Source organism: Collinsella aerofaciens (assembly GCF_015561195.1).
GTDB classification, from domain to species: Bacteria; Actinomycetota; Coriobacteriia; order Coriobacteriales; family Coriobacteriaceae; genus Collinsella; species Collinsella aerofaciens_AC.
The window spans coordinates 63,624-76,383 of sequence record NZ_JADMSU010000003.1; the positions used below are offsets into that span (position 1 = coordinate 63,624).

The 12,760-nt window shown below is 59.1% G+C and carries 11 protein-coding genes and 1 other RNA gene; 3 read left to right on the plus strand and 9 right to left on the minus strand.

What is annotated here, in order from left to right:
- Positions 1-64: 64 nt before the first annotated feature.
- Positions 65-1,348, minus strand: a complete 1,284-nt coding sequence (locus I2H81_RS04285) for an O-acetylhomoserine aminocarboxypropyltransferase/cysteine synthase family protein (protein WP_117629414.1) — start codon at positions 1,346-1,348, stop codon at positions 65-67.
- Between the two features lie 234 nt (positions 1,349-1,582).
- Between I2H81_RS04285 and I2H81_RS04290 the strand changes: the two genes are divergently transcribed.
- Entirely contained in the window at positions 1,583-2,029 is a 447-nt protein-coding gene (locus I2H81_RS04290; protein ID WP_195644687.1) for a C-GCAxxG-C-C family protein, read from the plus strand.
- 67 nt (positions 2,030-2,096) lie between these two features.
- On the opposite strand, the gene I2H81_RS04295 is transcribed toward I2H81_RS04290, so the two are convergent.
- The 3 genes from I2H81_RS04295 to rpsA all read right to left on the minus strand — a co-directional run bounded on the left by I2H81_RS04295 (position 2,097) and on the right by rpsA (position 4,899).
- Positions 2,097-2,735 carry a YigZ family protein gene (locus I2H81_RS04295; RefSeq protein WP_195644688.1) on the minus strand — a complete coding sequence of 213 codons (639 nt, stop codon included), beginning with the start codon at positions 2,733-2,735 and terminating at the stop codon, positions 2,097-2,099.
- A 293-nt stretch (positions 2,736-3,028) separates the two neighbouring features.
- An RNA gene (rnpB, locus tag I2H81_RS04300) (RNase P RNA component class A) lies at positions 3,029-3,390 on the minus strand.
- Positions 3,391-3,732: 342 nt separating this feature from the next.
- A complete protein-coding gene (rpsA, locus tag I2H81_RS04305) occupies positions 3,733-4,899 on the minus strand; it encodes a 30S ribosomal protein S1 (protein WP_022095232.1) in 1,167 nt (388 codons plus the stop codon).
- A gap of 315 nt (positions 4,900-5,214) precedes the next feature.
- Here rpsA and I2H81_RS04310 point away from each other — a divergent pair, with 315 nt between their 5' ends.
- A complete protein-coding gene (locus tag I2H81_RS04310) occupies positions 5,215-5,973 on the plus strand; it encodes an HAD family hydrolase (RefSeq protein WP_195644689.1) in 759 nt (252 codons plus the stop codon).
- Between the two features lie 267 nt (positions 5,974-6,240).
- Here the strand turns inward: I2H81_RS04310 and I2H81_RS04315 are convergent, their stop codons facing one another.
- Positions 6,241-7,560, minus strand: coding sequence for an L-cysteine desulfidase family protein (locus tag I2H81_RS04315; protein ID WP_195644690.1), 1,320 nt, complete (start codon positions 7,558-7,560; stop codon positions 6,241-6,243).
- Between the two features lie 268 nt (positions 7,561-7,828).
- Between I2H81_RS04315 and rpiB the strand changes: the two genes are divergently transcribed.
- Positions 7,829-8,296: a ribose 5-phosphate isomerase B gene (rpiB, locus tag I2H81_RS04320; RefSeq protein WP_055251633.1), complete on the plus strand. Its 468-nt coding sequence runs from the start codon at positions 7,829-7,831 to the stop codon at positions 8,294-8,296.
- Between the two features lie 182 nt (positions 8,297-8,478).
- Here rpiB and ndk read toward each other — a convergent pair whose 3' ends face one another.
- The 4 genes from ndk to I2H81_RS04340 all read right to left on the minus strand — a co-directional run bounded on the left by ndk (position 8,479) and on the right by I2H81_RS04340 (position 12,439).
- Entirely contained in the window at positions 8,479-8,883 is a 405-nt protein-coding gene (gene ndk, locus I2H81_RS04325; protein WP_055251725.1) for a nucleoside-diphosphate kinase, read from the minus strand.
- A gap of 377 nt (positions 8,884-9,260) precedes the next feature.
- Positions 9,261-10,691 carry an argininosuccinate lyase gene (gene argH, locus I2H81_RS04330; protein ID WP_195232051.1) on the minus strand — a complete coding sequence of 477 codons (1,431 nt, stop codon included), beginning with the start codon at positions 10,689-10,691 and terminating at the stop codon, positions 9,261-9,263.
- A 118-nt stretch (positions 10,692-10,809) separates the two neighbouring features.
- Positions 10,810-10,980, minus strand: a complete 171-nt coding sequence (locus I2H81_RS04335) for a hypothetical protein (protein WP_158550218.1) — start codon at positions 10,978-10,980, stop codon at positions 10,810-10,812.
- 232 nt (positions 10,981-11,212) lie between these two features.
- Positions 11,213-12,439: an argininosuccinate synthase gene (locus I2H81_RS04340; RefSeq protein WP_035138001.1), complete on the minus strand. Its 1,227-nt coding sequence runs from the start codon at positions 12,437-12,439 to the stop codon at positions 11,213-11,215.
- Positions 12,440-12,760: the final 321 nt, after the last annotated feature.

The window sequence follows — 12,760 nt, forward strand, 5'->3', positions numbered from 1 at the left end:
CGGAATCGGAACGAAAGGCCGCCGAAGCTTTCTGTCAGCATCGGCGACTTGTGCGAAGGCTAGCCTAGCACTGCTCGAGCGCCTGCTCAAGGTCGGCAATCAGATCGGCCGTGTCCTCGAGGCCGCACGACAGGCGCACCATGTCGGCGGAGATGCCGCAGGCGATGAGCTCCTCATCGTTCATCTGGCGATGCGTGGCGTTAGCGGGATGCAGGCAGCAGGTGCGGGCGTCTGCCACATGCGTGGCGATCTGGGCGAGCTTAAGGCTCTTCATAAAGGTCTCGGCCGCCGCGCGACCACCGTTAAAGCCAAAGCTCACAACGCCGCAGGTACCGTTGGGCATGTACTTCTGAGCCAGGTCATAGTACTTATCGCCCTCCAGGCCCGGATAGCTTACAAAGCGCACCTTGGGATGGCTCTGCAGGAACTTGGCAACGGCCAGGCCGTTCTCACAATGACGCGGCATGCGTACATGCAGGCTCTCGAGCGAGCTGTTCAGGAAGAAAGCCGCCTGCGGGTTCTGCATGGGGCCGAGGTCACGCATGAGCTGCGCGGTGGCCTTGGTAATGAAGGCACCCTCGCGACCGAACTTCTCGGCATACGTCACGCCGTGGTAGCTCTCGTCGGGCGTGGTGAGACCCGGGAACTTATCCGCATGGGCCATCCAGTCAAACTGGCCGTGGTCAACGATCACGCCGCCCAGGTAGGCAGCATGTCCATCCATGTACTTGGTGGTGGAGTGCGTGACGATGTCGGCGCCCCACTCAAAGGGACGGCACATCACGGGCGTCGGGAAGGTGTTGTCGACCATCAGCGGCACGCCGTGGTCATGCGCGGCCTTGGCAAAGCGCTCAATGTCGAGCACGGCGAGGGCAGGGTTGGCAATCGTCTCGCCAAAGACGAGCTTGGTATTGGGCTCAAAGGCTGCCTCCAGCTCCTCATCGGTGCAGTCGGGGGCGACGAACGTGCAAGTCACGCCCATGCGGCCCATGGTGTGGGCGAGCAGGTTATACGTACCGCCGTAGATAGCAGAGCTCGCGACCACGTGATCACCGGCACCGGCCACGTTAAAGATCGCGAGGAAGTTCGCGGCCATGCCCGAACTCGTGAGCATCGCAGCGGTGCCGCCCTCCATCTCGCAGATCTTGGCGGCAACCAGATCGCACGTGGGATTCTGCAGACGGCTGTAGAAGTAGCCCGACTCCTCCAGGTCAAACAGCTTGCCCATGTGCTCGGACGTGTCGTATTTCCATGTGGTGGACTGGTAGATGGGCACCTGGCGCGGCTCCGCATCGCCCGGATGATAGCCGCCCTGAACGCACGTGGTACCGATAGTCTGCTCGCACATATCCAACTCCCTTACTTGGGTTTTGTTTTTATCCGGTTCACGATACCGCTACCCCGTACCCCTCTCAACCCATCCCGCCGATAGGTTATAGGACAAATTAATCAGGTTTATTTGTCCCAAATCTTAAGAAAGTGTTCGATGGCGAAAAACAATGAGATATGCACTGCGGTCTCGATAAGCGAATGCGCCGGCAAGGGTACCATAGGCGGGTACACCATGAACAAGGAGACAACGATGAAGCAGATCGATACCACCCAGCTCAACACTGCCGCCTGCCAGGCTCAGGCTGCCGAGTACCACGCCCGCGGCTTTAACTGCGCCCAGGCTGTCGCTTGCACGCTCGCGCCCACTGTGGGGCTCGACCCCCAGATCGCCTTTACCCTCACCGAGGGCTTTGGCGCCGGCATGGGCGGCATGACCGAGACCTGCGGCGCCATCTCGGGCGCCGTGGCCATCATGGGCTTTGTGATGAGCGACGGTATGGAGAACCCCAAGACCAAGGGCCAGACCTACAAGCTGTCGCGCGAGATTGCCAAGCGCTTTGGCGAGAAGAACACCACGACCGTCTGCGGCACGCTCAAGGGCATCGGCTCAGACCAGGGTCCGCTCCGCAGCTGCCCCGGCTGCATCGACGACGCCGTCGACATCGCCTGCGATGTGCTAAAGCAGCTCGCCGAGTAAACGGCGGCAACATAAAACGACGGCCGGCGCGCTTGGGATTCATCCAAAAGCACGCCGGCCGTCGTCGTTAGAACTCCGCAAACTCGGGAGCGCCGACCTCAATCTCCTCGCGCCCCGCCATAAGCTCGCACATCTTAGCGCAAAACGGCTCCTGCTCCCCCGCTTTAAACACCAAATGAATCGTCACGGCATCCGCGTAATCAGTATCCGAAACCTTGGCACCCGAATCCTGCGCCAAGCGAAGCACCTGCTCGTATTGCGGATAGGCCACACGCACATCAACCGGCACGACGCTCGTCATCTCAACGATCTGCCCGGCTTCCTGAGCCGCAGCCACCGCCGCCTGCGTCGCCGCAGTATAGGCGCGAACCAGGCCGCCCGGCCCCAACAACGTACCACCAAAATAGCGCGTCACAACACAGCATACGTTTTTAAGTCCCGCACCGCGCAGTACCTCGAGCGTCGGCATTCCGCTCGTGCGGCTCGGCTCGCCATCATCGCTCTGGCGCTCGCGTCCATCGACCAAAATCCACGCGGGAACATTGTGTCGAGCGTCGTAATGACGCTTGCGAATCATCTCGATAAAGGCATTCGCCTCATCCTCAGACTCAATATGGACCAGCTGGGCAATAAACCGGCTCTTGCGATCCACAAACTCGCCCGAAGCCTCAATATTCGATTGCAGAGTAAAATAGCTGTCCAACAAAGCCCCTCAACAACAAGCAAAGCAACAAACAGCCTCAATAATACGATAACCCTTGTAAAAAGAATGGCAACGCCGATGATTCCGTCAACGAAAGCGAGAACCCGTCAGCGCGAGCAAAGTGCCTTGGAAGACGAGAGCGCAACAAAAATGAGGCTGCCGATGACCAGGTAAAGACAGCGAGAAGGCGTCAGCTGAGTCGATTTAGCCCGAAAGAGGAGGGAGCACGCCTTATGGCGGCGACCGACGAATGAGCGCCAAATCGGCCAGCTGACGTCGTCGCAGCGTCAACAAGAAAGCTGAGTGGGCCTATAAGCCGGGTTCTGTCGTGAACGGTCATTTATCTTGTCTGCACGTTACCGCGCAGCTCCACGCACGCTACCCGAACGCGGACCGGGCCGGCCCATAGCGTTCCTATTCGCGCTTGCTCCGGATGGGGCTTGCCAAGCCGCCGTGTTGCCACGACGCTGGTGGTCTCTTACACCACCGTTTCAGCTTTTCCCTTTACGCCTTGCGGCGCAGGTGGGAGTCTTCTTTTCTGCGGCGCTTTCCGTCGGATCACTCCGCCCGGCCGTTAGCCGGCATCCCGCCCTCTGGAGCCCGGACTTTCCTCACGCGTGCTGCAAGCAGCACATCGCGCGACCGTCTGGCCCACTCAGCAGTGCAAGAGTGTAGCACACCGCCAGCGCACGCAATGGCACAACGCAAGAGCTCGCACGATAAACCAAGAACCACCCATGCGCTACAATAGTCCCGTCGATGGGCAACGTCGTCAGTCGAGACACGACCGCGCTCCGCACCCCTCCGTCTACTCGGTGCGTTCCCGCCTCCTCCTCGAGGCGGGATGTCGGCATTTTTTTCATGCACCGACAACCAAATAGCCTGTGAACAGCACGGGCAGCATCGTGCACGGACGACATCGCGTATCTCGGCGCCAAATGCAAAAAGGGATCCGTCCATTGCGGACGGATCCCTTAAAACAAGTGATCGTCAAACCGATTTACTCGGCGTCGGTCTCCTCGTCCTTCTTCTCGGAAGGCAGCGGAGTAACCTCGATCTCGACGCCCAGAGTCTCAGCAGCGGACTTCATGGACAGGGAGATACGACGACGGTCGAGGTCGATCTCCATGACCTTGACCTGAACCTTGTCGCCCACGTGGGTGACCTGAGAAGGCTGATCGACGTGCTTGTTGGCCATCTCGGAGATGTGCACCAGGCCCTCGATGCCCTCGCCCAGGTCGACGAAAGCGCCGAACGGGACAAGCTTGGTCACAGTGCCCTCGACGATAGCACCGACGGGGTACTTCTTGACCAGTGCGCGCCACGGATCCTCGGTGGTCTGCTTGAGACCCAGGGAGATGCGCTCGCGGTTGAGATCGACGTCGAGAACCTCGACCTCGACCTCCTGGCCGACCTTGACAACCTCGGAAGGATGGTTGACGTGGTTCCAGGAGAGCTCGGAGATGTGGATGAGGCCGTCGATACCGCCGAGATCGACGAAGGCGCCAAAGTCGACGATGGAGGAAACGGTGCCCTGGAGACGCATGCCAGACTTGAGCTTGGACAGGATCTCAGAGCGCTCGGCCTTACGGGACTCCTCGAGCACGACGCGACGGGAGAGGACAACGTTGTTGCGGTTGCGGTCCATCTCGATGACGCGGGCCTCGATGCGGGTGCCCATGTAGGAGGTGAGGTCCTTGACACGACGGAGGTCGACGAGGGAAGCGGGCAGGAAGCCACGCAGGCCGATGTCGAGGATCAGGCCGCCCTTGACGACCTCGATAACCTCGCCCTCGACGTTCTCGCCGGAGTTGAACTTCTCCTCGATGCGGTTCCAAGCACGCTCGTACTCAGCACGCTTCTTGGAGAGGACCAGACGACCGTCCTTGTCCTCCTTCTGGAGAACCAGGGCCTCGATGGGATCACCGAGTGCAACGATGTCTGCAGGGTTAGCGTCCTTGCGGATGGACAGCTCGCGGACCGGGATAACGCCCTCGGACTTGAATCCGATGTCAACGAGCACCTCGTCATGCTCGATCTTAACGACAGTGCCGTTAACGAGATCGCCCTCATCAAAGTCGGTAATCGTACCGTCGATGAGGTTGTTCATCTCCTCCTCGTTGACATCGTCAAGAGAGAAAATGGACGAGTTCTGAATCTCACTCAAAGGTGGACCCCTTTCGAACTACGGGGCCCCGATTGCTAGGACCTACAGAAGGGTGCGACAAGCACACAACGTTTAGGAACACTCGGGAGCCGACAGATACTAATGTGACGCTTATGCAATCACGTTCGTATAGATTACGGGGAAATTACTTTGATTTCAAGCGCGAACTGCGATTTTTTACTCGTATGGAGACTTTTTCGCAATCTTGTGGACGACCGTCTCCGTAAGTTGACGATAGACCGTTAGGCATACGGCTTTGGGGTAAAGTATCCGGAACCAACGATTCTGGAACGATTTTTCGAGAAAGGTGCCCGCGTGCTCAAAGCAGTCGTTTTCGATATGGACGAGACGCTTCTTAGCATCAACCTCAACGCGTTCATCCTTCGCTATTTTAAGGATGTCTCGTCGATGCTCGCGGATATCGGGCGCCGCAGCCGCGGTGGCACGATGGCACGCCTCGGCACCATCCTGGTCGACCTCAACGCCAACCGCCGAAGCGGCACGGACAACCGCACCAATCTTGAGTTTTACCGCACCGAGGTCGAACGCAGGTGCGGCATCTGCCTCTCCGATCCTATCATCTACGAGGCATTTACCTACTACGACCGCGAAGTTCTTCCGCATAAGAATGACGACGTCATCAACGCCCACGCCATGCCGGGCGCACACGCCGCGCTTCAGGCCGTACAGGACGCAGGGCTGCGCTGCGCGCTCTTCACCAACCCCAGCTTTCCGCAGGGGGCCATCGAGTGCCGCATGGGTTGGGGCGACCTGGCCGACGCCCCCTTTGAGCTCGTCACGCACATGGGAAACACCACCCGTTGCAAGCCCGATGCCACCTACTATCTAGAGCAGCTTCAGGTGATGGGGCTCGAGCCGCACGAGGTCCTTATGGTGGGCAACGACCCCAAGCGTGACTTCCCCAGCCCCGCCTGCGGCATTCAGACTGCCTATGTTGGTCAGGGAAAACCCGGCCGAGCCACCTGGCGAGGAACCATGGAAGACTTCGCCCGCGACTTCAACGCGGTAGTCGAAGCCTTCTACGAACACCAAGTAGCCGACGAACTGTCGTAAGGGTTAGTCGTTGGGGACGTTCTAAAAAACTAGTCAAACAAGAACGTCCCCAACGACTACTCATTTAAGTCTGTCCCCAATGAGTGCCCCAAACAAAAAAGCGCCGTAGGTTGAGCATAAGTCAGCGAAAACGCCCCTAAGCGAGCAAGGTGACGTGAAAGAGGAGGGAAGCGTACTTCGGTACGCGACCGACGATTGAACGTCAGATTGCTCGCTTAGGGGCGTTTGCAGCGTCGGCTAGCTACGCGGTTTGGTAAAACCGCGTAACTAACAAACTCGAGTTTTGCCAATCATGATGTTGAGGATCTCGACGTCAGTATCCTTCATGCCCACACGGCCCACATAGCCCATGCTGGCGATTGTCTGCTCGACGGTATCCTGGATCAGGCCCTCGCCGGCACGGAAGCCGCGACCCTGCATGGCCATATCATGTCCCAGAATCGCCGCATCGACGGCAGCCGAAATCTTGGCGGCACAGCTCGCCTTGGCGCCATCGCACACGATGCCGCCAACGTTACCGAGCGTGTTCGAAACCGTCGCGCCAATCTGCTCGCGCGTGCCGCCGCACAGCCAGGTAATCGCAGCGCCGGCGCCGCACGCGGCGCAAATAGCACCGCAAAACGCCGAGAGCGCACCAATATAGCTCTTGATATGCACGGCGATAAGATCGGACAGCATCACGGCGCGCACCAGGCGCTCGTGGTCGCAACGCAGGTACTCGGCATACTCCATGACGGGCAATGCGCAGGTAATGCCTTGATTGCCCGAGCCGCACACAATGGCGACCGGCAGCGCGCAACCGTTCATGCGGGCGTCGGACCCGGCGGCCGCACGGGCACGGGCACGGCAGGCGACGTCATCGGCACGAGCACCCAGCAGCGTACGGCCCACCTCGGCGCCCCAAGCGTGCGCGAGGCCCTCGGCACTGATCGCGCCGTTCAGCTCAATCTGACGCTCAACGGCAGCGCGGGCGCCCTCAATGTCGCCGCCCTCGATAAAGTCGATGATGGACTCAATCGACATGGGCGCGTCGGCCTTATCCGCCGCACGCTCAGCCACCACGCGCTCGGCGCAGGCGGCGCACTCCCCCGCCGACTTGCCGCACACCGGAATACCGTCGAGCGTATGGCACGTGACATTGGTGTGGTGGTCGGTAATCTCGACGACCGCGGTATGGCCCCCGGCCGTGGCGGTCACCTTGATGTAGAGGTTGGACACACCCTCGACAAGCGACACGTCGCAGTAACCGGCATCGGCGAGGAGCTCGGTCACGCGAGCACGATCTTCGTCGTTAACGCTCTCGAGCACCTCGAGCGCGCTCTTGGCGTCGCCGCCCACGGCACCCAGCACGGCCGCAGCTTCAATACCGTGCATACCGCCCGAGTTGGGCACGGTCACGCTCTTAACGTTCTTGATGATGTTGCCCGAGCAGGCAACGTCCATATGATCGGGTTCGCAACCGAGCGTCTGGCTCGCCAACGCCGCTGCATAGGCAACGGCAATAGGCTCGGTGCAGCCGAGCGCACAGACAAGCTCGCGGTTCAAAACATCGCAAAACGCGGCATCACGAAGGGAATCGGTAGGCATGGACATCTCCTACATACATAACGGGTTGCTCTTGCAAGTAATCAACTTCTCCATTTGATAACAAGGAGCCAAAAACCGCAAGACGAGTTCCGGCAGACGGCCGCCAGAAGCAAATTGACGGCATTTTTAGTGATGAGTTGATGCTTGTTGTTGCTAAAGCGTTTGACCAAAAAAAGCCCGAGTGTTTAAGCCAAAGACGCGCTATCATGCAGTCGAACGCGGTAAAACCTTTAGCAAATCCACCGCACGGACCAGAGAGGAACCATCCATGAAGATCGGTATCGGTAACGACCACGCCGCCGTCGAGCTCAAGAACATCATTTCCGAGCACCTGAAGGAGCGCGGCTGCGAGGTCGTCAACTTTGGCACCGACACCTCCGAGAGCTTCGATTACCCCATCGCCGGCTACAAGGTGGGCAAGGCCGTAGCCAACGGTGACGTCGACCTGGGTATCCTGATCTGCGGTACCGGCGTCGGCATTAGCCTTGCCGCCAACAAGGTCGAGGGCGTACGCGCCGTCGTGTGCTCCGAGCCCTTCAGCGCCAAGCTCTCGCGCATGCACAACAACACCAACGTGCTCGCCTTTGGCGCTCGCGTCGTGGGTTCCGAGCTCGCCAAGATGATCGTCGACGAGTGGCTCGACGCCGAGTTTGAGGGTGGCCGCCACGAGCGTCGCGTCAACCTCCTCAACGAGATCGACCAGACCCGCGGTCTCAAGGTCGTCGACGAGGCCTAAAGACTTACAACGCCATACGCTAACGACAGCCCCCGCCTGGAATGCACGCACATTCCAGGCGGGGGCTCTTTAGTAGATTTGTGAGCGTTTACCAAAAACCTGTTGGGATAAAAAGGGCGCCGCGGATGGAGTTCCGCGGCGCCCAAGCCACACGCTAACAGCTTTAAGGAGTCAAAGCTGGTTTAGCCAAAGAAGCGCTTGATCTCGATCTCGGCGTTCTCCAGGCAGTCGGAGCCGTGAATCACGTTGGCGTTGACATCGACGGCGAAGTCACCGCGGATGGTGCCAGGAGCAGCATCAAGCGGGTTGGTGGCGCCCATAAGGGTGCGCATCTTGGAGACGGCGGAAAGACCGGAAACAACCATCTTGACGACCGGACCGCTCGTCATAAAGTCGCACAGACCGCCAAAGAAGGGTTTGTCGGCCAGATGGGCGTAGTGCTCCTCAACGGTAGCGCGCTCGAGCGTGGTCATCTCCATGCGCTCGATGACAAGGCCGCTGCGCTCAATGCGAGCAACGATCTCGCCGATCTTGCGATCGCGCACAGCGTCGGGCTTAATCATGATGAAGGTCTTCTCGATAGCCATAAGGTAGCCTTTCAAGTAGGTTCGCGCGTGCCCAAGTCCCATTCCGGCACCCGCCTGGACTGCATCGTAACAGAGTTCTAGCTGCAGTTAAACAAAAAGCCGTTTATTGAAGCGTTATTATTAATTGAAGCGCTCCATATGTGTCACTTCTGTTCCGAAGCCCGACTAGAGTACCATCCGACCGCCCATCAACCGCATCGAACAGATCAGACGGTCGGTTGCCACCCGCAAACGTATCCCCTTCACAACCTGCCCAAAGGTCCTACAAAAGTTCTCGACAAGCTCCTTCCTTCCCTATAACAAAACGGGCACCCACCGTAGCGAGCACCCGTAAAGGCAAGATATGATAAACGCACCAGACAGACGCATCCTATAAGCTAATTAGCTCCGTGGCCCATCTCGACGACCTTGGTCAACGAGCCAAACACACCTTCGTCGGCAACGAGTTGTGCCTCGGCACGCTGCAGCTGCACGGCAACAGCGGCAGGGGCGGTACCGCCCTCGGTCGTGCGCGCGGCGACAATCGACGGGATGTCGAGCGCCTCGGTAATATCGCGCTCAAAGAGCGGGCTTGCCTCCTGGAACACCTCAAACGGCAGGTCCTCAAGATTGCAGCCGCGCTTCTCACACATCAGGACCAGATGGCCCACCACGGCATGCGCCTCACGGAACGGCAGGCCACGCTTGGCCAGGTAATCGGCAACATCGGTGGCGGCAAGATGACCCACACCGCACTCGCGCGCCATGGCATCCTCGTTGACGGTCCAAGTCGAAATCATACCGGCCATAACCGACAGGCACTGCATGAGCGTGTGGGCGGTATCGAGCGCGCCCTCCTTGTCCTCCTGCAAGTCCTTGTTATAGGCCAGCGGCAGGCCCTTCATGGTCACAAGCAGCTGCACCAGGTTGCCATACACACGGCCGCTCTTGCCGCGGATAAGCTCGGCAAAGTCGGGGTTCTTCTTCTGCGGCATGATGGACGAGCCGGTGGAGTACGAGTCGGAAAGCGTAATAAAGCCAAACTCGGAGCTCGACCACAACACGATCTCCTCGGAAAGACGCGACAGGTGCATGGCCATGACGGAGCCGGCGTAATGCAGATCGAGCAGGAAATCACGGTCGGAAACCGCATCGAGCGAGTTGGGAATCACACCCGCAAAGCCAAGCTCGGCAGCCGTCATCTGGCGATCGAGCGGATAGCTCGTACCGGCAAGCGCGGCAGCACCCAGCGGGCAGTTGTCGGCGGCATCAAAGGCGGCCTTCAGGCGCGTAAAGTCGCGCGCGAACATCCAGGAATACGCCAGCAGATGATGTGACAGCAGCACGGGCTGAGCATGCTGCATGTGCGTGTAACCCGGCAGAATCACCTTGTCGTACTTCTTGGCCGCATCCACCAGCACATGGCGCAACTCAAGATTGGCCTCCATGAGCTCCTTGGCCAGCGCCTTGACGCCCAGGCGCGTATCGGTCGCCACCTGGTCGTTGCGCGAACGCCCGGTATGCAAGCGTTTACCGGCCTCGCCAATGCGACGCGTCAGCTCGCTCTCGATGGACATATGAATGTCCTCATCGTTGATATCGAAGGTGAAGTTGCCGGCATCGATATCCTGTTCGATTCCGGTCAGGCCCTCAGCAATCGCCTGCTCGTCCTCGGCGCTGATGATGCCCTGGGCCGCCAGCATCTTGGCATGCGCCTTAGAACCGGCGATATCCTGCTTATAGAGATGTTTGTCGACCGGCAGCGACGCGCCAAACTCCTGCGTGACCTCGGCCACTCCCGCCTCAAAACGACCGCCCCAAAGAGCCATGGAACCGTCCCCTTTCATCAAATCCCAAAACAAGCGCCCAAAGCAATGCGCCCTGTCGCTAAAGCGATTTCTCAACCGCTAGTTTTGCATATTCCCCACCATGTGCGAAGCCATATAGCTAATTTGCAAAGAAGTGACGCGCCATGCACTTGGCGCCCAACGTCTCCCTCCGGATGTTGCCCTGCGAACCATCGATCCAGGCCTTCAGGCTCATAGGGACGTCCTCGACCCTTGCAGCATCGAACTCGGGCGCGAGGGCAAGTAAAGCATGCGCGATAGCATTGAACATAATGAATACTCCTCATATATATAGGCACAGAGCCGCCAAATTGATAGAAGGAGCCCCGCCGGACAACCCCGGCGGGGCTCGGACTCAGCCGCAGATGCGACGTCATATATGCGGGCGGAACGTAGGGGCCACCGATGTTAAGAAGTGTCAGCAAGCATAACGAAAGGTAGGGACCCCGTGCGCCCGTTATGTATCACGCGGATGGGCCGCGCGGATACCAAGGAAAGGGCCCTTAAGCCTGGGCGGCAGCAGAGCTGGGACCCTGGACCTTAGCCCACGTCTTGAGCGACAGCGTATCGATCTCGATAAAGCCGGCGCTGGCCTTCTCGTCAAACGTGGTGTCGCGGTCGTAGGTAGCCAGACCGTAGTCGTAGAGGCTGAAGGGGCTCTTGCGGCCGACGACATGGCAGTTGCCCTTAAAGAACTTCAGACGGACAGTGCCGGTCACGAACTTCTGGGTATCGGCCATAAAGGCATCGAGCGCGTTTTTGAGCGGGCTGTACCACTGGCCGTTGTACACGGCGGTGGCCCAATCCTGCTCGAGCTTGATCTTGGTCTTGAGCAGGTCGCCCTCGACGCAGATGTCCTCGAGCGCCTTGTGGGCGGTGATGAGCGTCAGGGCGCCGGGAACCTCGTAGCACTCGCGGCTCTTAAGGCCCACCAGGCGATCCTCGACCAGATCGAGACGGCCAAAGCCATTGTCGCCGGAGATCTTGTTGAGGGCGATGACGATCTCGGAGAGCTTCATCTTCTTGCCGTCGACGGCGACAGGCTTGCCGGCCTCAAACTCAATCTCGGTGTAGGTCGGAGTGTCCGGCGTGTCCTCGGGGTTCTTGGTCATAACCCAAGCGTCGTCGAGCGGCTCGTTCCAGGGATCCTCCAGGTGGCCGCACTCAATGGCACGACCCCACAGGTTGTCGTCGATGGAGTAGGGGTTGTCGTTGGCACCCTCGGGAACCGGCACGTTGTGGGCGTGGGCGTAGGCGACCTCGTCGGGACGGCACTTCAGGTCCCACTCGCGAACCGGGGCGATCACCTTGAGCTCGGGGTCGAGGGCCTTGACGGCGGCCTCAAAACGGACCTGGTCGTTACCCTTGCCGGTGCAGCCGTGGGCGACGTAGGTCGCGCCAAACTCGTGGGCGACCTCAACAAGCTTCTTGGCAAGCAGCGGGCGAGACAGGGCGGAGAGCAGCGGATACTTGTTCTCGTACATGGAGTTTGCGGCGATGGCTTTGGTCAGGAACTCATCGGAGAACTCGTCACGCAGGTCGAGCACCTGGCAATCAAGAACGCCCAGGTCGAGCGCCTTCTGCTTCTTGGCATCCAGGCCGGTCTCCTCCTGGCCCACGTTGCCGCAGACGCAAACGACATCGAGATTCTTCTCGTCCTGGAGCCACTTGACACATACGGATGTATCAAGACCACCGGAATATGCGAGAACGACTTTTTCCTTGCTCATGGCTGTTTCCTTTCGCCCTTGGTAGCTAGTTAGAACATCGGTCAGTTGCAAGTCATTTCAAGGTCGAATACCGTGCAATATCAGGTTAAATAGCAAAAATCAGCACATACATGCCCTAGAAACATGCAGCAATATCGTGCTAAAACCCAACGACCTCAAAATGACTCTGTTGAGGCAATTCGCCCCATGGGGACAGAGACGATTGTTATCGTCGTCGGGAAATTGCGCGCTGGCGTCGGATGGCATTGTCTGCAGTAGTGATGATCTTTACGAACTGCATCTGCCTCTCCTTTCACCTATCGCCGGGCGCAATTCTAATAT